Raw genomic sequence first — 21,025 nt, 5'->3', positions numbered from 1 at the left:
ATGAACGCACCTGACAACAAGACCCCCGCGCCCGCCGCCACCGGCTTCACGCACGAGAAGGTCGAGACCAACAACCTGCTGATGATCGTGCTGATCCTGCTGGTGGTGGCCATCGGCGGCCTCGTGGAGATCGTGCCGCTGTTCTTCCAGAAGTCGACCACCGAGGCCGTGGAGGGCGTGAAGCCGCTCACGCCGCTGCAGCTGGCCGGCCGCGACGTGTACCTGCGCGAAGGTTGCTACAACTGCCACTCGCAGATGATCCGCCCCTTCCGTTCGGAGACGCTGCGCTACGGCCACTACTCGGTGGCCGGCGAGTTCGTGTACGACCACCCCTTCCAGTGGGGCAGCAAGCGCACCGGCCCCGACCTGCACCGCGTGGGCGGCAAGTACAGCGACGAGTGGCACCGCATCCACCTGAACAACCCGCGCGACCTCGTGCCCGAGTCGAACATGCCGGCCTACCCGTGGCTGGAGAAGGGGCTGGTCGACGCCGGCAGCATCGCCACCCGCATGCGCGCGCTGCGCACGGTGGGCGTGCCCTACACCGACGAAGAGATTGCCAAGGCCGCCGACGAGGTCGCCGGCAAGACCGACATGGACGCCACCGTGGCCTACCTGCAGTCGCTGGGCCTGGCGCTCAAGTAAGAAGAAAGAACAGGCAACGCCCCATGACCGACATCACCACCCTGCGCATCGCCGCCACCATCGCCTGCTTCGTCGTCTTCATCGGCATCGTGGCCTGGGCCTGCTCGCGCCGCAACACGCAGCGCTTCGCCGAAGCGGCCCGGTTGCCGTTCGAGCAGGACTGAAGGGACACACACGATGAGCGACTTCATTAGTAACTTCTGGTCCAGCTACGTGGCCGTGGCCTCGCTGCTGAGCATCCTGGGCTGCGTGCTGCTCTTGTGGCTCACGGCGCGCAAGCGCGTGCCCTCCGACGCTGACAACACCACCGGCCACGTGTGGGACGAAGACCTGCGCGAAGCCAACAACCCGCTGCCGCTGTGGTGGGTGGGCCTGTTCGTGCTGACCATCGTTTTCTCGCTCGGCTACCTGGCCGTGTTCCCGGGCCTGGGCAGCTTCCGCGGCACGAACGACTGGAGCTCCCGCGCCGAGTACCAGCAGGACGTGGCCAAGGCCATGCAGGCGCTGGCGCCGGTGTACGCGCGCTACGCGCCCATGCCCCTGGAGGAGGTCGCGCGCGACCCGCAGGCCCGCGCCATCGGCGAGCGCCTGTTCATGAACAACTGCGCGCAGTGCCACGGCTCCGACGCGCGCGGCAGCAAGGGCTTTCCCAACCTCACCGACGCCGACTGGCTGCACGGCGGCACGCCCGACAAGATCGTCGAGTCGATCACCAAGGGCCGCATCGGCACCATGCCGCCGGCCGCCGCGATGGTCGGCACGCCCGATGACGTGAAGAACGTCGCCAACTACGTGCTGAGCCTGTCGGGCGAGCCGCACGACTCGCTGCGCGCGGGCCTGGGCAAGCCCAAGTTCGCCGCCTGCGCGGCCTGCCACGGCATCGGCGGCGTGGGCAACCCGGCGCTGGGCGCCCCGCGCCTGAACGACCGCATCTGGCTGCACGGCTACGGCGAGGCCGCCATCGTGCAGATCATCAACGAGGGCAAGCACAGCGCCATGCCCGCGCAGGAAGGCCGCCTGACCGAGGCCCAGATCAAGCTGCTGGCCTCGTACGTGTGGGGCATGTCCAACCCTGCGACCGGGACGCCATGACGCGAAAGACGGTCATCCCGATCGTCAGTGCGCCGCCCGCCGCCGCACCGGAGGTCGGCCTGTACGAGGCGACGAAGAAGATCTACCCGCGCAGCGTGCAGGGCCTGTTCGCGCGCTGGCGCTGGGCCATGGTCTTTCTCACGCAGCTGATGTTCTACGGCATGCCCTGGGTGGAATGGGGCGAGCGGCAGATGGTGCTGTTCGACCTGGCCGCGCGGCGCTTCTACATCTTCGGGCTGGTGCTGTACCCGCAGGACCTGATCTACCTGTCGGGGCTGCTGGTGATCAGCGCGCTCTCCCTCTTTCTCTTCACGGCCGTGGCCGGGCGCCTGTGGTGTGGTTATGCCTGCCCGCAGACCGTCTACACCGAGATGTTCCTGTGGGTGGAGCAGCGCATCGAAGGCAACCGCAGCGCGCGCATCCGGCTCGATGCCGGCGCGTTCTCGCTCGAGAAGCTGGTGAAGAAGGCCTTCAAGCACCTCGTCTGGATCGGCATCGCGCTGTGGACCGGCTTCACCTTCGTGGGCTACTTCACGCCCATCCGCGAGCTGGGCATGGCCTTCCTGCAGACGCAGATGGGTTCGTGGGAGGTGTTCTGGGTGTTCTTCTACGGCTTTGCCACCTACGGCAACGCCGGCTTCATGCGCGAGCAGGTGTGCAAGTACATGTGCCCCTACGCGCGCTTCCAGAGCGCGATGTTCGACCGCGACACGCTCATCGTCAGCTACGACCCGGGGCGCGGCGAGCCGCGCGCGCCGCGCCGCAAGAACGTCGACCCGCGCAGCGCCGCCCTGGGCGACTGCATCGACTGCAGCCTGTGCGTGCAGGTGTGCCCCACCGGCATCGACATCCGCCAGGGCCTGCAGTACGAGTGCATCGGCTGCGGCCTGTGCGTGGACGCCTGCGACAGCGTGATGGACAAGATGGGCTACGCGCCGCGCCTCATCCGCTACGACACGCAGAACGGCATGGAGGCCGGCTGGTCGCGCCGCCAGCTGTGGCGCCGCGTGCTGCGTCCGCGCGTGCTGGTCTACACCGCATTGCTCGCGCTGCTGGTGGCGGGCCTGCTCGCCAGCCTGGTCGCGCGCACGCCGCTGAAGGTCGACGTGGTGCGCGACCGCGCCTCGCTGGCCCGCATCGTCGAGGGCGGGCGGCTGGAGAACGTCTACCGGCTGCAGATCATGAATGCGACCGAGCGCACGCAGCACTACCGCATCGCCGCGCGCGGCATCGACGGGTTGAGCGTGGCCTCGCCCGACGAGGCCATCGAGGTCGAGCCCGCGCAGGCGCGCTGGGTGGCGGTGCGGCTGCAGGTGCCTTATGGCGCCGCGCCGGCCGGTTCGCACACGGTGCACTTCGACATCCGGCAGGCGGATGGCGCGGCGCAGGTTTCCGAAAAAGCGGTCTTCCTGGTGCCGCGCTGAAAGGTCTTCCCATGAACGATGCCCTGCCGATGAACGCGCCCGCGACCTCCGGCCCCTGGTGGCGCTACCCGCTGGTCTGGCTGGTGATCGCGGGGCCCGCGGCCGTGGTGCTCGCGAGCATCGCGACCGTGTGGCTGGCGCTGCGCACGCCCGAGGTGCTGGTGTCGGAGGACTACTACCGCGAAGGCATCGAGATCAACCGCACGCTGGCCGACAAGAAGCGCATGCCGGCGCAGGCCGGGCGCAACCATGCGGCGACGCCCGAGGACGATGTGCCGGTGCCCAAGAGGGCGGCCCCATGAGTGCCATGCGCCGCATCGCCGGCATCCTGTGGCCGTCGTTCCTCGTGGCCTGCGGCATGGAAGTGCTGGTGTTCGCCATGATCGATCCGATCCACTCGTACTGCGGCGCGGATGCGCTGCGCATGTCGCGCCAGGGCATCTACACCGTGTCCTTCTTCGTGTTCTGGCTGATGGCAGCGGCCTCGAGCGCGTGCACCACGCTGCTGGCGCTGCCGTCCGAGAAAGAGACTGCGTCATGAGCCTGCCCCTGGCCTGCGTTCCCGAGACCCCGTCCGTGCTGCCCGTCGAGCTTCTTCGTCGCTTCGACGTGCCCGGGCCGCGCTACACCTCGTACCCGACGGCCGACCGCTTCGTCGAGACCTTCGGTGCCGACGACTACGCGCAGGCGCTGCACTTGCGGCGCGACGCGGACACGGCCGGCGAGCCGCTGTCGCTGTACGTGCATATCCCGTTCTGCGAATCGCTGTGCTACTACTGCGCCTGCAACAAGGTCGTCACCAAGCACCGCGAGCGCGGGCGGCAGTACCTCGACTACCTGGCGCGCGAAGTGGCGCTGCAGGTCGCGCAGCTCGGGCCCGGTGCGCCCGTCGGCCAGCTGCACCTGGGCGGCGGCACGCCGACCTTCCTGGACGACGAAGAACTGGGCGAACTGGTGGCCCTGCTGCGCCGCGCGTTCGCCTTCGTGCCGGGCGGCGAGCAGTCGATCGAGATCGATCCGCGCACCGTCGATGCCAAGCGACTCGCGGCGCTGGCCGCGCTCGGCTTCAACCGCCTGAGCTTCGGCGTGCAGGACTTCGACCCCGCCGTGCAGCAGGCCGTGCACCGCATCCAGCCGGCGGCGCAGGTCTTCGCGCTGATGGACGCGGCGCGCGCGCTGGGTTTCCGCTCGATCAACGTCGACCTGATCTACGGCCTGCCGCGCCAGAACGACGCTTCGTTCGAGCGCACGCTCGCGCAGATCCGCGAACTGCGGCCCGACCGCATCGCGCTGTATGCCTATGCCCACCTGCCGGAGCGCTTCAAGCCGCAGCGGCGCATCGCGGCCGACGAGCTGCCCGACGCGCCCACGCGTGTGCGCATGCTCGGGCGCGCGATTGCGGCGCTCACCGAGGCCGGCTACGTGTACATCGGCATGGACCACTTCGCGCTGCCCGACGATCCGCTGGCCGTGGCCAAGCGCGAGGGCCGGCTGCACCGCGATTTCCAGGGCTACAGCACGCAGCCCGACGGCGACCTCGTCGCGCTCGGCGTGTCGGCCATCGGCCGCGTGGGTGCGACCTACAGCCAGAACGCGAAGACGCTGGAAGACTATTACGCGCTGCTCGACCAGGGCCGCCTGCCCGTGGTCAAGGGGCTCGCGCTGTCGGACGACGACGTGCTGCGTCGCGACGTGATCATGGCGCTGATGTGCCGGGGGCGCGTGGACTTCGACGCGGTCGAAGCCGCGCACGGCATCGCCTTCGCGGACTACTTCGCTCCCGAACGCGCCGCGCTGGCGCCGATGGCCGAGCAGGGGCTGGTGCGCCTGTCGCCGCGCGCCATCGAGGTCACGGAGGCCGGCTGGTTCCTCGTGCGCGCCGTGGCGATGGTGTTTGACCGTTATTGCGCCGCGACGCGCACGCGCTTTTCGCGCGTCGTTTGATTCGATGGATTCCCCCGCACTCGCCGGCGCCGCACTGTTGATGGGGCTCGCGGGCGGGCCGCACTGCGTGGCGATGTGCGGTGCGGTGTCGTCCGCGGTGATCCGCATCGTGCCGGTGGGCGGGCCCGCGCAGGCGGTGCATCCCGTCGCACCGGTCGCCTTCCATCTCGGCCGCATGGCGAGCTACGCCGCCGCCGGCGCCATCGCCGCCGCGAGCCTGCACGGCCTGGGCGCAGCGAGCGCGCAGGTCGCGGCCTGGCGTCCGCTGTGGGTGATGCTGCATGTGTTCGTGCTCGCCTGGGGCGTGGTGCTCGCCGTTGCGGGCCGCCAGCCGCTGTGGGCGCAGCGCGCCGGGCGTGCCCTCGAGGCACGCCTGCGGCCCATGGCCGGCGGCTCGCTGCTGGGCGTGCTGGCCACGGGCACGCTGTGGGTCGCGATGCCCTGCGGCCTGCTCTATTCGGCGCTCATGCTGGCCGCGCTGGGCAACGGGCCGCTCCAAGGTGCATCGACGATGGCGCTGTTCGCGCTCGGCAGCAGCGTGTCGCTGCTTGCTGCGCCGTGGCTGTGGCAGCGCTTGCGCGGGTGGGGCGACAGCGGCACGCGCCAGGCCTGGGGCGCGCGGCTGGCGGGTGTGTTGCTGGCGGCGGTGGCGCTGCAGGCGCTGTGGATGGACCTGAGCCACCGCATCGCCGACTGGTGCGGCTGAAGCGCTAACTCCTCAGGCGATGCTCTCGATCAGCAACGCCTGCAGCACGAACCGCCGGTTGTCCGCCGCCGCCGTGCGCTCGCCGAGCAGGTCCGCGAGCGCGGCCGTGGGGTGGCTGTCGGCCGCCGCGCCGTCGTGCACCGGAATGCCCGCATGCTGGCCGATCTGGCGCACCAGCGCGGCGTCGATGCCCTCGCAGGCGACGGCGTCGTAGAGCCGCCCGAGCATCCGCGCCGTGTGCTGCAGCTCCTGCACCGGCGTGTCGGTCGACAGGCTGGAACGCATGGTCGCGACCTGCGCGCCCAGTTCCTCGGCGGCCTGGCGCAGCAGGGCGAGGGCGGCGCTGTCGCCGGTCTCGCTGAGCAGGCCGAGGTTCTTGCCGCGCAGCAGCCGCGGCGGCGCGGCGCCGTCGAGCGCGGCGCGCTGGAGCAGCCGGGCGCGGCCCAGCAGGCTGGCCTCTCTCTGGGGCGACAGCGCGGCGGTGGAAGGGTGCATGGCAAGGTTCGACATGTGTCTCGCGGAGGCTAGCCACCCACGCCGCACCGGCCTTGACGCACATCAAGGAGCGCGCCGCTGTTACACGCCGGACACAGAGCGTTCACCCGACGTTACGCACCGATGCGGGCCGTTGTCACTGCGGGGCCTCGCGCTTCCTAGCATCGAGACATCGCCTGATCGCAGGCAACGCCACACAAGACAGACTGAACGCCGAGGAATCCCCATGCTCACGAGTGCCCGCCCCAACCCCATCCTCCCGCTTCGGCCGCTGCCGGCAGCGGTGCACAAGGAAGACGCGGGCCGCCGCACGGCCGAGCGCCTGCGCCTGCTGGCCGAGCAGCTGCAACCGCAGCGCCGCATGGTGCACACGGGCGACGTGATCTACCAGGCCGGCGAACGCTTCGGCAACCTCTACATCCTGAATTCGGGCTTCTTCAAGATCGTGAACCTCTCGGCCGACGGCCGCGAGCAGGTGGTGGGCCTGAAATTCCGCGGCGACTGGCTGGGTTTCGACGGCATCGCGGGCCAGCGCTACGTGTGCGACGCCGTGGCGATGGACACCGGCGAGGTCTGGGTCGTGCCCTACGAATCGCTGCTGGCCGCCTGCACCACGCACCCCGCGCTGCTGCAGATGCTGCACGCCGCGATGAGCCGCGAGATCGCGCACGACCGCGATTCGCTGATGTCGGTGTGCACCTTGCCGGCCGACGCGCGCGTGGCCGACTTCCTGCGCTACTGGGCCGAGTCGCTGGCCGACCGCGGCATGCGCACCGACGAGATCACGCTGCGCATGACGCGCGCCGAAATCGGCAACTACCTGGGCATGACGCTCGAAAGCGTGAGCCGCGCACTCTCGCGGCTGGCGCGCGACAAGGTCATCGGCTTTGCCACCAAGGGCCGGCGCGAGGTGCAGATTCCCGACGTGGGCGCGCTCTCGGCCTTCGTGCAGCGCTGCCTGGCGCCGGCGCCCGCGATGCTTCAGTAGGAAGAGACGTCGTTCACTCGCGCGCAGCCAACAGCGCCCGCGCCATCGCCCGCGCGAGTTCGCTGCGTGAATACGGCTTGCGCAACAGCTCCCAGCCCGGCGGCGCTTCGCGGTCGGCGTCGAGCAGCTCGGCCGAGAACCCCGACATCAGCAGCACCGCCAGCCGCGGTTGGCGTTGCACCGCCTCGGCGGCCAGCCGCGTGCCGCGCATGCCGGGGCCGAGCGCGATGTCGCTCAGCAGCAGGTCGAAGGGCGTGGCCTCGGCGGCCATGGCGGGCAGGGCTTGCTCGGCGTTGGCGGCGGTCATGACTTCGCAGCCCAGCGTGGTCAGGAAGGTGTGGACCACCTGGCGCACCTCGGCGTCGTCTTCGACCAGCATCACGCGCAGGCCCGGGGCCAGCGTGGCTTCGGCTTCGACCTCCATGGCATCTTCATCGACAGGTGTCGCAGCGCTCGCCGCGTCGGCCTCGACCTGCGGCAGGTAGAGCGTGACGGTGGTGCCGGCGTTGAGCTTGCTGTCGATGGCGATGGCGCCGCGCGACTGCTTCACGAAACCGTACACCGTGCTCAGGCCCAGGCCGGTGCCGCGCCCGGCCTCCTTGGTGGTGAAGAAGGGCTCGAAGAGGTGCTCCATGACCGCGTCGGTCATGCCGGTGCCGCTGTCGGCGATGGAGAGCGCGACGAAGCGGCGACCGGCATCGGCGTCGCTCAGTTCCTGGCGCACGGTGGCGGGCAGGGCGTCGCAGGCCTCGGCGCGAAAGTGCAGGCGCCCGCCCTCGGGCATGGCGTCGCGCGCGTTGATGGCGATGTTCAGCAGCGCCGATTCGAGCTGGCCCGGGTCGGCGCGCACGGCGGGGCAGGGGTCGTCGGCGTCGATCTCGATCTGGATGCGCTGGTCGAGCGTGCGGCGCAGCATGTCGGTGAGCGAGTGCAGCATCTGCCGCACGTCGACCGCATCGGGCTGCAGCATCTGGCGCCGCGAGAAGGCCAGCAGCTTGCCCGTGAGTTCGGCGCCGCGCCGGCTGGCGCGCGCGGCGGCGGCCACGAGCTGCTGCGCATAACCGTCGGCCGCGAGCTGCGGCAGCTCTTCGAGCACCTGCAGGTTGCCCTGGATGATGGTGAGCAGGTTGTTGAAGTCGTGCGCGATGCCGCCGGTGAGCTGGCCCACGCTCTCCAGGCGCTGCGCGTGGTTCAGTGCCTCCTCGGTCTGCACGCGCTGCAGGCTGGTGGCCAGCAGGCTCGCCACCGATTCGAGAAAGCGGATCTCCTCGTCGCCGAAGCGCCGCGCGGCGGTGGCGCGCACCGACAGCATGCCGGTCACGCGGCCCCGGTCGGACAGCGGCACGGCCAGCGCGCTGACCAGCCCGGCCTCGAGGTAGGCGGGCGGCACGGTGAAGCGGCGCTCCTCGCGGTAGTCGGTCACGACGACGGGGCAGCCTTGCGAGAGCACGTAGCCGGGCTGCGTGTCGGGCCGGTTGGCGATGCGCAGGCCCACGCTCTCGTCGGCGAGCAGGCCCACGCCGCTGGCCAGGCGGAACTCGCGCTGGCTGCCGTCGAGCAGCCACACCATGGCCACCTCGACCTGCAATGCGGTCGCGACGATGTCGGGCACCTGCGCCAGCACCACCTGCAGGTCGCGCGTGTCGACCGCCAGCCGGCCCAGCTGCGCCAGGTGTTCGCTGTAGCGCGCACGCTGCAGCGCCTGCTTCACGCGCGGGTAGGCGCCGATGTCGCGGATCGCGGCCACCACGAAGGGCAGGCCCTGGTTCTGCAGCGGGCTCAGCGCGATCTCGACCATCACCTCGCTGCCGTCCTTGCGCTTGGCGACCAGCTCCATGTCGGTGCCCATCGGGCGCGGGCGCGGCGCGCGGCCGTAGGCTTCGCGGAATGCGGCGTGGCGCGGGCGGATGCTGTCGGGCACCAGCGCTTCCACGCTCAGGCCCACGAGCTCGTCGGCCGCGTAGCCGAGCATGGCGGCGGCCGAGGGGTTGGCCAGCACGATGCGGCCCGACTGGTCCACCACCAGCAGCGAATCGGGATACGCGGCGAACAGCGAGCGGAACACGCTGCCTTCCTCGACGCCCGAGGGCAGGCCGGGAATCGAGGGGGCGTTGCCGTCAGCCATGGGTGACCGGCGGCACCAGGATGTAGCCCGCGCCGCGCACCGACTTGATGAGCTGCGGATCGTCGGCGTTGGCCTCGATCTTCTTGCGCAGCCGGCCGACCTGCACGTCGATCGTGCGGTCGAAGGGGGCGGCCTCGCGACCGCGCGTCTGCTCGAGCAGGAAGTCGCGCGACAGCACGCGGCCCGGGTGCCGCGCGAAGGCGCACAGCAGGTCGAACTCGCCGGTGGTCAGCGCCACGGCCTCGCCCTGCGCGTTGCTGAGGCTGCGCGCGGCGGTGTCCAGGCGCCAGCCGGCGAAGCGCAGGCGCTCGGGCGGTGTGGGGGCAGCGGCCGCCGCCGACGCGTCGGGCGTGAGGCGCCGCAGCACGGCCTTGACGCGCGCCGCCAGCTCGCGCAGGTCGAAGGGCTTGGTCACGTAGTCGTCGGCGCCCACTTCGAGGCCCACCACCTTGTCCACCGGGTCGCCGCGGCCGGTGACGATCACGAGGCCGCAGCGCCAGTTCTCGCGCATGTGGCGGGCGATGGAAAAGCCGTCTTCGCCCGGCAGGCCGAGGTCCAGCAGCACGAGGTCGGCCGGGTCGGCGGCCATGAGCGAGCGCAGCGCCGCGCCGTCGTGGAGTTGGGTGACGCGATAGCCGTGGCCCTGGAGGTAGTTGGCCAGCAGCAGCGTGATGTCGACCTCGTCGTCGAGCACCGCGATGTGGGGGGCAGAAGTCATGCGGGGGCTGGGAGAAAAAACGCCGGCGCCACGGGGAAGGGCGCAGGGAGCCGGGAAGCGTAGCACGCAAGGCGCGGCTGTGGCAGCCGCAGCGACCGGCGTTGATCTGGCGCAAGGCCCGCGGGCGGGGCGCTTCCGAGAATCGCGCCCGTTGTCCACAGGGTCCAGAAGGTACGAACGAATGGCATCTTTTCTTTTCTCGGGCGCGCTCGATCTCCCGTGGTGGGGCGTGCTGCTGGCTGCGCTGGCGCTGACGCACGTCACCATCGCCTCGGTCACCATCTTCCTGCACCGCCACCAGGCGCACCGCGCGCTCGACCTGCATCCCATCGCCAGCCACTTCTTCCGCTTCTGGCTCTGGATGACGACGGGCATGGTCACCAAGCAATGGGCCGCGGTGCACCGCAAGCACCACGCCAAGTGCGACACGCCCGACGACCCGCACAGCCCGCAGGTGGTGGGCCTGAAGCGCGTGCTGTGGGGCGGCGTGCTGCTGTACGTGGCCGAGGCGCGCAACCCCGAGACGCTGAGCCGCTACGGCCACGGCACGCCCGACGACTGGCTCGAGCGCCGGCTGTACACGCGCTACCAGACGCTGGGCATCACCTGCATGGGCCTGATCGACATGGCGCTGTTCGGCGTGCTGCCGGGCGCGCTGGTGCTGCTCGTGCAGATCGCGTGGATTCCGTTCTGGGCTGCCGGCGTGGTCAACGGCATCGGCCACTTCTGGGGCTACCGCAACTGGCCCGCGGCGGACGCGAGCACGAACATCTTTCCCATCGGCCTCCTGATCGGCGGCGAGGAGCTGCACAACAACCACCACGCGTTCCCGACCTCGGCGAAGCTGTCGAACAAGTGGTTCGAGTTCGACATCGGCTGGGTCTACATCCGCGCGCTGCAGGCGGTGGGGCTGGCGAAGGTGAAGCACCTGGCGCCGAAGCCGCGCCTCACCACGCCGCGCGCCACCGTCGACCTGCTCACGGTGCAAGCGGTGATCCGGCACCACTACGACGTGCTGTCGAACTACTCGCGCTCGCTGAAGCAGGCCTGCACCGAGGAGTTGGCGCGCGTGCATGCGCTCGCGCCGAACAAGGCACGTGCCTTGCGCGCCGCGCGGCCCTGGCTCGGCAAGGAAGAAAAAGCGCTCGACGCCACGCGCCATGCGCAGCTCACGCAAGCGCTGGTGGCCTCGCAAGCATTGGAGACGATGTACGCCATGCGGCGCGAGCTGACGGCGCTGTGGAGCCGCTCGGGCGCCACCGGCGAGCAGCTCGTGAAGCGGCTGCAGGACTGGTGCGAGCGCGCCGAAGCCAGCGGCATCGCGCCGCTGGCGGCCTTTGCGGTGCGGCTGCGTTCCTACGCCTGAAGACGGCCTTCGCGGGTGCCGTCAGGCCGGCCCGACCTGCACCGCCACCTCGAGCGGCACGGCCCGGCGCAGCGCACTGCCCACCGGGGAGTGGGCCTCGGCCCAGTGCACCAGGTCGCGCAACGCCTGCTCCGGCACGCCGTCCGCGGCGATCCGCACCGCGACGTGCATGCGGCTGGGGCCGGCGGGCACGGAGGCCGGCTCGCCGAGCAGGCCGCGGCTGTCCGACTGGCTGCCGACGACCACTTCGAGGGTCGTCAATGCGATGCCGAGCTGCGCGGCCCGCATGGCGATCACGGTTGTTTCGCAACTGGCCAGGGCGGCGCGCATGAACCAGCCGGGCGATGGCGCTTCAGCCTTGCCTCCGATGGCCTTCGGCATGTCGGTCGCGATGGATTCCCCGGTGGGCCCGGTCACGCGAAAGTGCAGGCCCGACACCAGCGTGGCCGTGGCCGGCTTGTCCTGGGTCAGGGCGTCCTGGGGATGCGTCGCGAAGTGGCTCGCGAGGGTGTCCATGGACTGCCGGATGTGCTGGGGTGAGCTCATGGCGCTGCTCCTTGAAACGGGGAACGGGCGGGCGGTTCTTGCGCGAAAGAAGCCGCGAGCGGAGCAGGCCATTCTGGGCGCGGTGCCGGGCCCCGTCAAACCGGCGGCGGGTGGCCGGCCTACTGGTTCGCGACCTGCCCGTCCGGCAGGCTGAAGCGCTCGGACTCCACCTTCGCCGCGACTTCGGGCGCGCGGATCAGCAGCACCGGCACGGGCGCCACCCGCAGGATGTGCTCCGCGCTGCTGCCCATGGCCCAGCGGCTCAGGCCGCGTCGCCCGTGCGTTCCGAGCACGATCAGGTCGGCCTTCGAATCGACGGCCTCGGTCACCACCTGGTCGTGGACCGCGCCGGCCTTGAAGCCGTCGCGCAGCACGACCTCGGCCTCGACGCCCGCGTCCTGCGCCTGGGCGCGGGCCTTCTCGAGCAGCGTCACGGCGTTGGCGCGCAGCGCCCCGAGCCAGTCGCCCGAATGGCCGACGTAGACGTCCATGCCGAGCGCGAACGAGAGCTCGTCGAGGATGTGGACGATGCGCAGGCGGCCACCGGTGAGCCGGGCCAGGCGGATGGCTTCGGCCAGGCCTTCGGCGGAGGTGGAGCTGCCGTCGACGGGAACCAGGATGCGTTGGTACATGGTGTGGAACCTCCAGGGTGCGTTGAGGAAAAAGACAGGAGATGCCGTGCCAGTCTGTGCCCGGCTGCATGCACGGGCCTTGATCTGGAACAAGCCCGGGCCGCCTCGGGCTTGCGACCCTTGGGGCCTTCGAAAGAAGGAGACCCCGCCATGACCCATGCCGCCGTCCGGATCATTCGCCAGGAGCACGCCGCGTTGGCGGCCATGCTGCGTTCCATCGTGATGCTGCTCGACCAGCACCGCCGCAAGGGCACGATGCCCGACTTCGCGACGCTGCGCGCGATGCTGTTCTACGTGGACGAGTTTCCCGAGAAGCGTCACCACCCGAAGGAGACCGAGCTGCTCTTTCCCCGGCTGCGCGCCTGCACGCCGATCTCGCGCGACCTGATGGACAAGCTCGACAACGACCATGCCTGGGGCGAGCGCAAGATCCGCCACGTCGAGCACGCGCTGCTCGCCTTCGAGATGCTCGGCGAGCCGCGCCGCCTGGCCTTCGAGCAGGCGATGAACGAGTACGTGAGCTTCTACCTGGAGCACATGGCGCACGAGGAGCGCGAGATCCTGCCGCTGGCCGAGCGCGTGCTCAGCGCCGACGACTGGCGCGAACTCGACGCGGCCTTCGGCGAGAACCGCGACCTGTTCTCCAACCACCCCGCGCCCGACGAGGTGTATGCGTCGCTCTTCACGCGCATCGTCAACCTGGTGCCCGCGCCGATCGGACTGGGGCCGGCGCTGTAACAACGGCGTACCTGCGGATCGCTTAGGCTCGGCCTGACACATTCAGGACGAACGAGACCGCGAGATGGACATCGATCAGATCAGGGGAAGGCTGGACTTCCTTCGCGAGGCCGAGCGCCTCAAGAGCGTGCTGCGCAGCGCGCACACGGCCTCGGGCCGCACCGAGAGCACGGCCGAGCACAGCTGGCGCCTGTGCCTCATGGCCATGGCCTTCGAGGACGAACTGGCCGACCTGGACCTGCTCAAGGTGCTGAAGATGTGCGTGGTGCACGACCTGGGCGAGGCGATCCACGGCGACATTCCCGCCATCGTGCAAGGCGCGCATCCCGACAAGAGCGCGCAGGAGCGCGAGGACCTGCAGCTGCTCACGCGCACGCTCGATGCGCCGCTGCGCGCGGGCATCCTCGCACTGTGGGACGAGTACGAGAAAGCCGAGACGCCCGAAGCGCAGGCGGTCAAGGCGCTCGACAAGCTCGAGACCCTTCTGCAGCACAACCAGGGCGCGAACCCGCCGGACTTCGACTACGAATTCAACCTCGGCTACGGCCAGAAGCACACCGGCAGCCGGCCGCTGTTTCGCGCCATGCGGGCGCTGGTGGATGCCGACACGCAGAAGAAGGTGGAGGCTGCGCGGCGGGCGCAGGCGGGGCCGGTGGTGCGCCCCGAGCAAGCGGGCGACGAGGCCGCCATCCGGCAACTGACGGTGGCGGCGTTTGCCGAGGCACCGCATGCCGACGGCACCGAACACCTCATCGTCGACGCCTTGCGCGCGGCCGGGCAGTTCACGCTGTCGCTCGTGGTCGAAGACGGCGGCGAGATCGTTGGCCATGTGGCGCTGTCGCCCGTGGCGATCTCGGACGGTACGACTGGCTGGCATGGCCTGGGCCCGATCTCGGTGGCGCCCGCGCGCCAGGGGCAGGGCATCGGCCGGCGGCTGATGGACGCCGCGCTGGCGGGCCTGCGCGACGCCGGCGCGCAAGGCTGCGTGCTGCTGGGCGACCCGGCTTTCTATGGCCGCTTCGGCTTCGTCGTGCGGCCCGGGCTGGTGTTGCCGGGCGTGCCGCCGGAATACTTCCAGGCCGTGTCGTTCCACGGCGCGTGGCCGGTCGGCGAGGTGCGGTACCACGCGGCGTTCGGCGTCGGTGCCTGACGCACGGACCGGGGGCGCAAGGCGTTCATAATCGCCCCCGTCATGCCTGCCCGCCACCTGCCTTCGGACACTGCCCATGCGCCGCGCGTGAAGCGCGCGCAGACCTCGGTGTCCGCGCGTTCCGCGACCCCCGAACCACCCCGCCGCCGCATCCACGACGGTGGTGCGTCCCGCAGCCTTGCGGGCTTCACCGCGATGGAGAGCAGCGCACCGGCCCGCGCGCCTTCTGCGGCGCGACCGCGCAACTGGCGCACGACCCTGCTGGGTGTGGCGCTCGGGCTGGTGATCGCGATGTTGTTGCTCATGAAGTGGCTGCTCGACTACCAGGTCGATGCCGCGCAAGCGCGCCACGCGCAGGAAGCCCAGGCGCGCACGCAGGCCGCGCGCTGCTTCGGCCGCGATGCCGGGCCGTCGTGCCCGCCGGCCGGTCGCACGGTCGTCGAGACCGTCGAGTCCGCAGCGACCAGATAACCTCTGCGCACCGCGTGCGCGGTGCCTCATTCGTTCAGTTCAGCGCAGCACCAGCACCGGAATGTGCGAATGCGTCAGCACGTGCAGCGTCTCGCTGCCGAGCAGCAGCCGTGCGAGGCTGCGGCGCCCGTGCGAGGCCATCACGATCAGGTCGCAGTCCTGGTTCTTGGCGGCGTGGATGATGGCTTCGGCCACCTGGTTCGACTTCATGACCACCGCGTCGGCGCGGCGCACGCCCTTGGCCAGGGCGGTGTCGCGCACCGCATCGGCCACGCGCTGGGCCGCCTGCTCGACGTGTTTCTGGTTGGCCTCGAAATCCGTCTGGTTCAGCAGCATCGAGCCTTCGAAGTAGCCATAGGGCTGGATGTGCGCGACGTTGACGCTCACCAGCTCGGCGCCGGTCAGCAACGCGAGATCGATGGCCGCGGCCACCGCCTTGTCCGACAGCGAAGAGCCGTCGGTTGCGACGAGAACACGCTTGTACATGGCAGGCTCCTTGGCCCCCGGCACCGCGGGTGCCCTCACTGCCCAGTCTAGGTCGCGCGGCCCGGTCTTTCAAGGCGCGGCGCAGCGGCCGCGCCGATCGCCGTCAGCTGCTCGTGCTGTGGCGCCGGCCCAGTGCGAACACCGAGTTCGGCGCGTCGACCACGAAGGGCTTGCGCACCGGCGAGCCGACGACGGCCGTCGTGCGGCGCGCGGCCGCGCTGGTGGCGGGCTGCACGCCCTTGGCCTTCTGTTCGTCGACCAGGCTCTGCAGCGAGATCGAGCGCAGGAACTCCACGGCGCGCAGGTTCACGGAGGCCCAGAGGTCGTCGATCTCGCAGCGGCCGGGTTCGTCGGCCGAGCCGGCGGCACGCGGGCGGATCTTGCTGGCGCCCAGGTCCTCGATGGTGAGCACGATGTCGGCCACCGTGATTTCCGCGGCCTTGCGGCTGAGCGAGTAGCCGCCGCCGGGGCCGCGGGTGGATTCGACCAGCCCGTTGCGGCGCAGCTTGGCGAACAGCAGTTCCAGGTACGAGAGCGAGACCTGCTGGCGCAGGCTGATCGAGGCCAGCGTGACGGGGCCCGAGCGGCCGTGCAGGGCGATGTCGATCATCGCGGTGACCGCGAAGCGGCCCTTGGTGGTGAGGCGCATGGTGTTTCCTTCCTTGCTTGTCGTTCTGTGTGCGCTTACTCGTCGCGGCCGCCGGCGATGCCCAGCAGGGCCAGCAGCGACTGGAACACGTTGTAGAGGCTCAGGTACACGCCCAGCGTGGCCGAGATGTAGTTGGTCTCGAGGCCGTCCTTCACGCGCTTCAGGTCATGCAGGATGAAGGCCGAGAAGATGCCGATGGCAGCGACCGACAGCGTCATCATCAGCGCGCTCGACTGGATGAAGACGTTGGCGATGCCCACCACCAGCAGGCCGATGGCGCCCACGAAGAGCCATTTGCCCATGGCCGAGATGTCGCGCTTGATGACCGTCGAGAGCATGGCCATGCCCAGGAAGATGCCGCCGGTGCCGGCGAAGGCGGTCATGACCAGGCTGGCGCCGTTGGACAGGCCGAGCACGCTGCCGACCAGGCGCGACAGCATCAGGCCCATGAAGAAGGTGAAGGCCAGCAGCACGGGCACGCCGGCAGCGGAGTTCTTGGTCTTCTCGATGGCGTACATGAAGCCGAAGGCGCCGCCGAGGAACACCATGATGCCGATGCCCGGCGACAGGGCGCGCGTGAGGCCGGTGGCCACGCCGAGCCAGGCGCCCAGCACGGTGGGCACCATCGACAGCGCGAGCAGCCAGTAGGTGTTGCGCAGAACGCGGTTGCGTTCCTGGACCGAGGCCAACGGTGCGCCGAAGCTGGAGGGGTAGGCCGATTGGCTGGAGTTCATCGAAAAATCCTGAAAAAAGAGAGAGGGCCGGACGGGTCGCATGACACGTGCGGCGGGGCCGTCGAACGGCTGAAAAGAAGGGGCAGGGGCGTCGCGCAAACAGGCGACGGGCCGGATCGGATGAGCGCAAACGCCCGGACTGTTTCAGTCCTCAGGCGTTCGCTCGCCGCCGCGCGGCCTCAGGCGGCGAGGAGGGCGTGGGGCCGGGGTGGCCGCTTGGGCCGGTCGAGCAGCGGCGAGAGCACCGAGGTGGAGCCCAGCCGCGGCGGTTGCGCGGACAGCACCAGCAGGTTACGTGCGTGGGGACGCGCATCGACCAGTTCGGCGTGCTCGGAGCCCGCTTCGTCCATGGCGGACGGGTCTTCGGACGATGTCTTGCCGATGTCCTTGTCGCCGCCATCGGCCAGCGAGGCGGCGAGCGTCGCGACGGTCTGGCGTTCGCCGGACGACGACGTCACATGGTGGCCGCCGACCAGCCCGTGCGCAAGCACGGCGAAGCCGTAGCAGGACAGCATGAAAGCGAGGACGGTAGCGGCAAACCAGCGGGACATGTAGGGGTATTTTACCCGCCGCCACGGATCGGCTCCGGCGGGCGCGAATTCATCCGACCACGGCGCACGGGTGTTGCCATCGTCCATCGGGTGGAACGCTGCAGGCAAATTTCGCCGACTACCGGACTTTCGGGTGCGCTTTTACGCTGACGGACATGCATCGGGGGCCATTTTTCCCCGGCATTCAACCTCGCAAAGGAAGCCTCTCATGTCCAAGCCTTACACCCGTCTCGACAAGAACGATGTCGCCGTGCTGCTGGTCGACCACCAGACCGGCCTGCTCTCGCTGGTGCGCGACATCGACCCCGACAAGTTCAAGAACAACGTGCTGGCCCTGGCCGACATCGCCAGCTACTTCAAGCTGCCCACGGTGCTGACCACCAGCTTCGAGAACGGCCCCAACGGCCCGCTGGTGCCCGAGCTGAAGGCCCAGTTCCCCGACGCGCCCTACATCCCGCGCCCCGGCCAGATCAACGCCTGGGACAACGAGGACTTCGTCAAGGCCGTGAAGGCCACGGGCAAGAAGCAGCTGCTGATCGCCGGCGTGGTCACCGAGGTCTGCGTGGCCTTCCCGGCGCTGTCGGCGCTGGCCGAGGGCTTCGACGTGTTCGTCGTCACCGATGCGTCGGGCACCTTCAACGACGTGACGCGCCAGGCCGCATGGGACCGCATGTCGGCCGCCGGCGCGCAGCTGATGTCGTGGTTCGGCGTGGCCTGCGAGCTGCACCGCGACTGGCGCAACGACATCGAGGGCCTGGGGACGCTGTTCTCCAACCACATCCCCGACTACCGCAACCTCATCACCAGCTACACGCAGCTGACCCAGGGAAAGTGAGCACCCCATGACCACACCGAACACCGTCGCCAACTTCAACGGCGCCAAGCCCGTCATCGACCCCGACGACGCCGTGATGCTGCTCATCGACCACCAGAGCGGGCTGTTCCAGACCGTGAAGGACATGCCGATGACCGAGCTGCGTTCCAACGTCACCACGCTGGCCAAGGTCGCGACGCTGGCGAAGATCCCGGTCATCACCACCGCCTCGGTGCCGCAGGGGCCCAACGGGCCGCTGATTCCCGAAGTGCACAAGTACGCGCCGCATGCGCAGTACGTGGCGCGCAAGGGCGAGATCAACGCCTGGGACAACCCCGAGTTCGTGGCCGCCGTGAAGGCGACCGGGCGCGGCACGCTGATCATCGCGGGCACCATCACCAGCGTGTGCATGGCCTTCCCGAGCATCGCGGCGGTGCACGAGGGCTACCGCGTGTTCGCGGTGATCGACGCCTCGGGCACCTACTCGAAGATGGCGCAGGAGATCACGCTGGCGCGCGTGGTGCAGGCCGGCGTGGTGCCGATCGACACCGCGGGCGTGTGCTCCGAAGTGCAGAAGACCTGGCACCGCGACGACGCCGCGCAATGGGCCGAGGCCTACAGCGCCGTGTTCCCGCCCTACCAGCTGCTGATCGAGAGCTACATGAAGGCGCAGGAGGTCGTGACGAACAGCGAGCAGCTGGATTCGCAGCGCGCCTGATCATCCCGATGCGACACTGACGAACGCCGCGCCGCACGCGAAACGTGCGGCGCGGCTTTCCTTCTTCTTTCAACGCATGGCAAGGAGCCTCGCATGGACAGTCCCCGCATCCTGATCATTCCCGGTAGCGCCCGCGACGGCTCGCTCAACCGCCGGCTGGCGGCCGTGGCCGCGGCCACCGCGCGCGCGGCGGGCCTGCAGGTGACGGAGATGGACCTGCGCGCGCTGGCGCTGCCCGTGTACGACGGCGACCTCGAGGCCGCCTCGGGCGTGCCGGCCGGCGCGCACGAACTGCGCAGCGCCATCGCGGCGAGCGACGGCGTGCTGATCGTCACGCCCGAGTACAACGGTTTTCCGACGCCGCTGGTCATCAACGCCTTCAGCTGGCTCTCGCGCATTCCGCCGGGCGAGGGCCACGCGGGCGGGCTGGCCGCCACGGCCAACAAGCCGGCCGCGCTGCTGTCGGCCTCGCCCGGGCCGCTGGGCGCGCTGCGCTCGATGAACTTCCTGCGCCAGTACCTGCAGATGGCCTTCGCGATGCTGGTGGCGCCGCAGCAGTTCGCGCTCGGTCGCGCGAACGAGGCCTTCGAGGCCGACGGCACGCTGAAGGACGCGCGCGCCGCGCAGTCGGTGCAGAAGGTGGTGGCGGCGCTGGCCGCGCTCGCGACGGCACTGCCAACCCCACGTTGATTCGCGCAGGGGCGGTGTTCGTGCTGTCGCGCGAACGACCGTCCCGATCCGCATCGCGACGTATCTTCGACCGCACATTGGAAGAAGGACGAGACGACATGCAATTCGAATTCACGCCCCGGGTGCTCGCGCTGCGCGCCGAGCTGCTCAAGTTCATGGACGAGCACGTCTACCCGAACGAGAAGCGCCGCGAGGAAGAGCTGGCCGCCAACGCCCGCGCCGGCCGCCCGTATGCCGAGCTGCCGATGATGGCCGGCCTCAAGGCCAAGGCGCGCGAGCGCGGCCTGTGGAACCTGTTCCTGCCCGAGTCGGAACACGGCCCGGGCCTGACCAACGTCGAGTACGCGCCGCTGTGCGAGATCATGGGCCGGCGCTACTGGTGCGCCGAAATCTTCAACTGCTCCGCACCCGACACCGGCAACATGGAAGTGCTGGCGCGCTACGGCACGAAGGCGCAGCAGGAACGCTGGCTCACGCCGCTGCTGGCCGGCGAGATCCGCTCGTCGTTCGCCATGACCGAGCCCGAAGTGGCCTCCAGCGACGCCACCAACATCCGCTGCAGCATCCGCCGCGAGGGCGACGAGTACGTCATCAACGGGCGCAAGTGGTACATCACCGGCGCCATGAACGAGCGCTGCGAGATCTTCGTGCTGATGGGCAAGACCGACCCCGACAACGCCGACCGCCACAAGCAGCAGTCGATGGTGCTCGTGCCCAAGAACACGCCCGGCATCACCATCGTGCGCGACATGCAGCTGCTCGGCATGTACGACCCGCCCTTCGGCCATCCCGAGATCGTGTTCGACAACGTGCGCGTGCCGGTCGAGAACATCCTGCTGGGCGAGGGCCGCGGCTTCGAGATCGCGCAGGGCCGCCTCGGCCCCGGCCGCATCCACCACTGCATGCGCGCCATCGGCATGGCCGAAGCTGCGCTCGAGATGATGTGCCAGCGCCTCGTCTCGCGCACCGCCTTCCACAAGCCGCTGTCGGAGCAGGGCGTGTGGCGCGAGCGCATTGCCGAGTCGCGCATGCTCATCGAGCAGTCGCGCTGGATGGTGCTGAATGCGGCCTACCGCATGGACACCGTGGGCAACAAGGTCGCGGCGAAAGAGATCGCCATGATCAAGGTGCTCACGCCGAACAACTGCGTGAAGGTGATCGACTGGGCCATGCAGGCCTTCGGCGCGATGGGCCTGAGCCAGGACACGCTGCTCACGCACTTCTACGCCTACGAACGCCACCTGCGCGTGGCCGACGGCCCCGACGAGGTGCATCGCAACGCGATCGCAAAGCAGGAGCTGGCGGCGTACCAGTAACGGCAGCGCCGCCGCGAGCGTATGGGC

The 21,025-nt window shown here is 69.8% G+C and carries 26 protein-coding genes and 1 pseudogene; 18 read left to right on the top strand and 9 right to left on the bottom strand.

Annotated features, from left to right (window positions below):
- The 8 genes from ccoO to AC07Y4_RS22470 are packed head-to-tail and all read left to right on the top strand — an operon-like array spanning position 1 to position 5,811.
- Entirely contained in the window at positions 1-645 is a 645-nt protein-coding gene (gene ccoO, locus AC07Y4_RS22505) for a cytochrome-c oxidase, cbb3-type subunit II (protein WP_159275499.1), read from the top strand.
- 23 nt (positions 646-668) lie between these two features.
- The gene (locus AC07Y4_RS22500; RefSeq protein ID WP_062481697.1) at positions 669-809 is read left to right on the top strand and encodes a cbb3-type cytochrome oxidase subunit 3; all 141 of its coding nucleotides are present in this window, start codon (positions 669-671) and stop codon (positions 807-809) included.
- Between the two features lie 13 nt (positions 810-822).
- On the top strand, positions 823-1,737 hold the full coding sequence (gene ccoP / locus AC07Y4_RS22495) for a cytochrome-c oxidase, cbb3-type subunit III (protein WP_487849102.1): 915 nt from the start codon (positions 823-825) through the stop codon (positions 1,735-1,737).
- On the top strand, positions 1,734-3,161 hold the full coding sequence (gene ccoG, locus AC07Y4_RS22490; protein ID WP_487849101.1) for a cytochrome c oxidase accessory protein CcoG: 1,428 nt from the start codon (positions 1,734-1,736) through the stop codon (positions 3,159-3,161). The genes ccoP and ccoG overlap by 4 nt, the downstream gene beginning before the upstream one ends.
- 11 nt (positions 3,162-3,172) lie before the next feature.
- Positions 3,173-3,463 carry a FixH family protein gene (locus AC07Y4_RS22485; protein ID WP_159273073.1) on the top strand — a complete coding sequence of 97 codons (291 nt, stop codon included), beginning with the start codon at positions 3,173-3,175 and terminating at the stop codon, positions 3,461-3,463.
- Complete coding sequence (locus AC07Y4_RS22480) at positions 3,460-3,702, top strand: hypothetical protein (RefSeq protein WP_062481687.1); 243 nt, start codon at positions 3,460-3,462, stop codon at positions 3,700-3,702. The genes AC07Y4_RS22485 and AC07Y4_RS22480 overlap by 4 nt, the downstream gene beginning before the upstream one ends.
- A complete protein-coding gene (gene hemN / locus AC07Y4_RS22475; protein WP_487849100.1) occupies positions 3,699-5,105 on the top strand; it encodes an oxygen-independent coproporphyrinogen III oxidase in 1,407 nt (468 codons plus the stop codon). The genes AC07Y4_RS22480 and hemN overlap by 4 nt, the downstream gene beginning before the upstream one ends.
- Before the next feature lie 4 nt (positions 5,106-5,109).
- Positions 5,110-5,811 carry a sulfite exporter TauE/SafE family protein gene (locus AC07Y4_RS22470; RefSeq protein ID WP_487849099.1) on the top strand — a complete coding sequence of 234 codons (702 nt, stop codon included), beginning with the start codon at positions 5,110-5,112 and terminating at the stop codon, positions 5,809-5,811.
- 12 nt (positions 5,812-5,823) lie between these two features.
- Here the strand turns inward: AC07Y4_RS22470 and AC07Y4_RS22465 are convergent, their stop codons facing one another.
- Positions 5,824-6,306 (bottom strand): Rossmann-fold NAD(P)-binding domain-containing protein, encoded by a 483-nt coding sequence (locus AC07Y4_RS22465; protein WP_495270032.1) that lies wholly within the window; start codon positions 6,304-6,306, stop codon positions 5,824-5,826.
- A gap of 226 nt (positions 6,307-6,532) precedes the next feature.
- Here AC07Y4_RS22465 and AC07Y4_RS22460 point away from each other — a divergent pair, with 226 nt between their 5' ends.
- Positions 6,533-7,294, top strand: coding sequence for a Crp/Fnr family transcriptional regulator (locus tag AC07Y4_RS22460; protein ID WP_369645975.1), 762 nt, complete (start codon positions 6,533-6,535; stop codon positions 7,292-7,294).
- Positions 7,295-7,307: 13 nt separating this feature from the next.
- Here AC07Y4_RS22460 and AC07Y4_RS22455 read toward each other — a convergent pair whose 3' ends face one another.
- Together AC07Y4_RS22455 and AC07Y4_RS22450 are read right to left on the bottom strand one after the other, a co-directional pair.
- Entirely contained in the window at positions 7,308-9,419 is a 2,112-nt protein-coding gene (locus AC07Y4_RS22455) for a PAS domain S-box protein (RefSeq protein WP_487849097.1), read from the bottom strand.
- Positions 9,412-10,137, bottom strand: coding sequence for a winged helix-turn-helix domain-containing protein (locus AC07Y4_RS22450; RefSeq protein ID WP_487849096.1), 726 nt, complete (start codon positions 10,135-10,137; stop codon positions 9,412-9,414). Before AC07Y4_RS22450 ends, AC07Y4_RS22455 begins: the two co-directional genes overlap by 8 nt.
- Positions 10,138-10,318: 181 nt before the next feature.
- Here AC07Y4_RS22450 and AC07Y4_RS22445 point away from each other — a divergent pair, with 181 nt between their 5' ends.
- Complete coding sequence (locus AC07Y4_RS22445) at positions 10,319-11,503, top strand: DesA family fatty acid desaturase (RefSeq protein WP_487849095.1); 1,185 nt, start codon at positions 10,319-10,321, stop codon at positions 11,501-11,503.
- A 21-nt stretch (positions 11,504-11,524) separates the two neighbouring features.
- Here AC07Y4_RS22445 and AC07Y4_RS22440 read toward each other — a convergent pair whose 3' ends face one another.
- Both AC07Y4_RS22440 and AC07Y4_RS22435 read right to left on the bottom strand, forming a co-directional pair.
- Complete coding sequence (locus tag AC07Y4_RS22440) at positions 11,525-12,049, bottom strand: OsmC family protein (protein WP_157755171.1); 525 nt, start codon at positions 12,047-12,049, stop codon at positions 11,525-11,527.
- Between the two features lie 119 nt (positions 12,050-12,168).
- Complete coding sequence (locus AC07Y4_RS22435) at positions 12,169-12,681, bottom strand: universal stress protein (RefSeq protein ID WP_487849094.1); 513 nt, start codon at positions 12,679-12,681, stop codon at positions 12,169-12,171.
- A 150-nt stretch (positions 12,682-12,831) separates the two neighbouring features.
- Here AC07Y4_RS22435 and AC07Y4_RS22430 point away from each other — a divergent pair, with 150 nt between their 5' ends.
- From AC07Y4_RS22430 to AC07Y4_RS22415, 4 genes and pseudogenes are all read left to right on the top strand, one after another.
- The gene (locus AC07Y4_RS22430; protein ID WP_487849093.1) at positions 12,832-13,419 is read left to right on the top strand and encodes a hemerythrin domain-containing protein; all 588 of its coding nucleotides are present in this window, start codon (positions 12,832-12,834) and stop codon (positions 13,417-13,419) included.
- A 64-nt stretch (positions 13,420-13,483) separates the two neighbouring features.
- A pseudogene (locus AC07Y4_RS22425) lies at positions 13,484-14,047 on the top strand (HD domain-containing protein); the annotation flags it as partial.
- Between the two features lie 24 nt (positions 14,048-14,071).
- On the top strand, positions 14,072-14,569 hold the full coding sequence (locus AC07Y4_RS22420; protein WP_487849146.1) for a GNAT family N-acetyltransferase: 498 nt from the start codon (positions 14,072-14,074) through the stop codon (positions 14,567-14,569).
- 42 nt (positions 14,570-14,611) lie between these two features.
- Positions 14,612-15,040: a hypothetical protein gene (locus AC07Y4_RS22415; protein ID WP_062479965.1), complete on the top strand. Its 429-nt coding sequence runs from the start codon at positions 14,612-14,614 to the stop codon at positions 15,038-15,040.
- 39 nt (positions 15,041-15,079) lie between these two features.
- Here the strand turns inward: AC07Y4_RS22415 and AC07Y4_RS22410 are convergent, their stop codons facing one another.
- The 4 genes from AC07Y4_RS22410 to AC07Y4_RS22395 all read right to left on the bottom strand — a co-directional run bounded on the left by AC07Y4_RS22410 (position 15,080) and on the right by AC07Y4_RS22395 (position 17,424).
- Positions 15,080-15,526: a universal stress protein gene (locus AC07Y4_RS22410; RefSeq protein WP_062479963.1), complete on the bottom strand. Its 447-nt coding sequence runs from the start codon at positions 15,524-15,526 to the stop codon at positions 15,080-15,082.
- Positions 15,527-15,629: 103 nt separating this feature from the next.
- Positions 15,630-16,175 (bottom strand): Rrf2 family transcriptional regulator, encoded by a 546-nt coding sequence (locus AC07Y4_RS22405; RefSeq protein WP_062479961.1) that lies wholly within the window; start codon positions 16,173-16,175, stop codon positions 15,630-15,632.
- Between the two features lie 35 nt (positions 16,176-16,210).
- On the bottom strand, positions 16,211-16,909 hold the full coding sequence (locus AC07Y4_RS22400) for a Bax inhibitor-1/YccA family protein (RefSeq protein ID WP_341890989.1): 699 nt from the start codon (positions 16,907-16,909) through the stop codon (positions 16,211-16,213).
- A gap of 179 nt (positions 16,910-17,088) precedes the next feature.
- The gene (locus AC07Y4_RS22395; protein WP_062479977.1) at positions 17,089-17,424 is read right to left on the bottom strand and encodes a hypothetical protein; all 336 of its coding nucleotides are present in this window, start codon (positions 17,422-17,424) and stop codon (positions 17,089-17,091) included.
- Between the two features lie 244 nt (positions 17,425-17,668).
- Here AC07Y4_RS22395 and ycaC point away from each other — a divergent pair, with 244 nt between their 5' ends.
- From ycaC to AC07Y4_RS22375, 4 genes are all read left to right on the top strand, one after another.
- Positions 17,669-18,295 carry an isochorismate family cysteine hydrolase YcaC gene (gene ycaC, locus AC07Y4_RS22390; protein ID WP_062479957.1) on the top strand — a complete coding sequence of 209 codons (627 nt, stop codon included), beginning with the start codon at positions 17,669-17,671 and terminating at the stop codon, positions 18,293-18,295.
- A gap of 7 nt (positions 18,296-18,302) precedes the next feature.
- Complete coding sequence (locus tag AC07Y4_RS22385) at positions 18,303-18,992, top strand: isochorismatase family protein (RefSeq protein ID WP_062479955.1); 690 nt, start codon at positions 18,303-18,305, stop codon at positions 18,990-18,992.
- A gap of 93 nt (positions 18,993-19,085) precedes the next feature.
- Positions 19,086-19,682 (top strand): NADPH-dependent FMN reductase, encoded by a 597-nt coding sequence (locus AC07Y4_RS22380; protein ID WP_095746578.1) that lies wholly within the window; start codon positions 19,086-19,088, stop codon positions 19,680-19,682.
- 98 nt (positions 19,683-19,780) lie between these two features.
- Entirely contained in the window at positions 19,781-20,998 is a 1,218-nt protein-coding gene (locus AC07Y4_RS22375) for an acyl-CoA dehydrogenase family protein (protein WP_495275141.1), read from the top strand.
- Positions 20,999-21,025 lie beyond the last annotated feature (27 nt).

It is taken from the genome of Variovorax sp. GW460-12-1-14-LB1, from assembly GCF_059423605.1.
Note: the sequence above shows the minus strand (reverse complement) of the source record. Positions and strands in the feature narration are given on the sequence as shown.

What these genes read in the sequence shown, in the direction of transcription:
- AC07Y4_RS22485 (WP_159273073.1), top strand. Translation starts at nt 3,173, where the DNA reads ATGAACGATGCCCTGCCGATGAACGCGCCCGCGACCTCCGGCCCCTGG.
- AC07Y4_RS22440 (WP_157755171.1), bottom strand. Translation starts at nt 12,049, where the DNA reads ATGAGCTCACCCCAGCACATCCGGCAGTCCATGGACACCCTCGCGAGC.
- ccoO (WP_159275499.1), top strand. Translation starts at nt 1, where the DNA reads ATGAACGCACCTGACAACAAGACCCCCGCGCCCGCCGCCACCGGCTTC.
- AC07Y4_RS22470 (WP_487849099.1), top strand. Translation starts at nt 5,110, where the DNA reads ATGGATTCCCCCGCACTCGCCGGCGCCGCACTGTTGATGGGGCTCGCG.
- AC07Y4_RS22435 (WP_487849094.1), bottom strand. Translation starts at nt 12,681, where the DNA reads ATGTACCAACGCATCCTGGTTCCCGTCGACGGCAGCTCCACCTCCGCC.
- AC07Y4_RS22415 (WP_062479965.1), top strand. Translation starts at nt 14,612, where the DNA reads ATGCCTGCCCGCCACCTGCCTTCGGACACTGCCCATGCGCCGCGCGTG.
- ycaC (WP_062479957.1), top strand. Translation starts at nt 17,669, where the DNA reads ATGTCCAAGCCTTACACCCGTCTCGACAAGAACGATGTCGCCGTGCTG.
- hemN (WP_487849100.1), top strand. Translation starts at nt 3,699, where the DNA reads ATGAGCCTGCCCCTGGCCTGCGTTCCCGAGACCCCGTCCGTGCTGCCC.
- ccoP (WP_487849102.1), top strand. Translation starts at nt 823, where the DNA reads ATGAGCGACTTCATTAGTAACTTCTGGTCCAGCTACGTGGCCGTGGCC.
- AC07Y4_RS22400 (WP_341890989.1), bottom strand. Translation starts at nt 16,909, where the DNA reads ATGAACTCCAGCCAATCGGCCTACCCCTCCAGCTTCGGCGCACCGTTG.
- AC07Y4_RS22380 (WP_095746578.1), top strand. Translation starts at nt 19,086, where the DNA reads ATGGACAGTCCCCGCATCCTGATCATTCCCGGTAGCGCCCGCGACGGC.
- AC07Y4_RS22405 (WP_062479961.1), bottom strand. Translation starts at nt 16,175, where the DNA reads ATGCGCCTCACCACCAAGGGCCGCTTCGCGGTCACCGCGATGATCGAC.
- AC07Y4_RS22465 (WP_495270032.1), bottom strand. Translation starts at nt 6,306, where the DNA reads ATGCACCCTTCCACCGCCGCGCTGTCGCCCCAGAGAGAGGCCAGCCTG.
- AC07Y4_RS22450 (WP_487849096.1), bottom strand. Translation starts at nt 10,137, where the DNA reads ATGACTTCTGCCCCCCACATCGCGGTGCTCGACGACGAGGTCGACATC.
- AC07Y4_RS22455 (WP_487849097.1), bottom strand. Translation starts at nt 9,419, where the DNA reads ATGGCTGACGGCAACGCCCCCTCGATTCCCGGCCTGCCCTCGGGCGTC.
- AC07Y4_RS22500 (WP_062481697.1), top strand. Translation starts at nt 669, where the DNA reads ATGACCGACATCACCACCCTGCGCATCGCCGCCACCATCGCCTGCTTC.
- AC07Y4_RS22445 (WP_487849095.1), top strand. Translation starts at nt 10,319, where the DNA reads ATGGCATCTTTTCTTTTCTCGGGCGCGCTCGATCTCCCGTGGTGGGGC.
- AC07Y4_RS22385 (WP_062479955.1), top strand. Translation starts at nt 18,303, where the DNA reads ATGACCACACCGAACACCGTCGCCAACTTCAACGGCGCCAAGCCCGTC.
- AC07Y4_RS22460 (WP_369645975.1), top strand. Translation starts at nt 6,533, where the DNA reads ATGCTCACGAGTGCCCGCCCCAACCCCATCCTCCCGCTTCGGCCGCTG.
- AC07Y4_RS22375 (WP_495275141.1), top strand. Translation starts at nt 19,781, where the DNA reads ATGCAATTCGAATTCACGCCCCGGGTGCTCGCGCTGCGCGCCGAGCTG.
- ccoG (WP_487849101.1), top strand. Translation starts at nt 1,734, where the DNA reads ATGACGCGAAAGACGGTCATCCCGATCGTCAGTGCGCCGCCCGCCGCC.
- AC07Y4_RS22395 (WP_062479977.1), bottom strand. Translation starts at nt 17,424, where the DNA reads ATGCTGTCCTGCTACGGCTTCGCCGTGCTTGCGCACGGGCTGGTCGGC.
- AC07Y4_RS22480 (WP_062481687.1), top strand. Translation starts at nt 3,460, where the DNA reads ATGAGTGCCATGCGCCGCATCGCCGGCATCCTGTGGCCGTCGTTCCTC.
- AC07Y4_RS22430 (WP_487849093.1), top strand. Translation starts at nt 12,832, where the DNA reads ATGACCCATGCCGCCGTCCGGATCATTCGCCAGGAGCACGCCGCGTTG.
- AC07Y4_RS22410 (WP_062479963.1), bottom strand. Translation starts at nt 15,526, where the DNA reads ATGTACAAGCGTGTTCTCGTCGCAACCGACGGCTCTTCGCTGTCGGAC.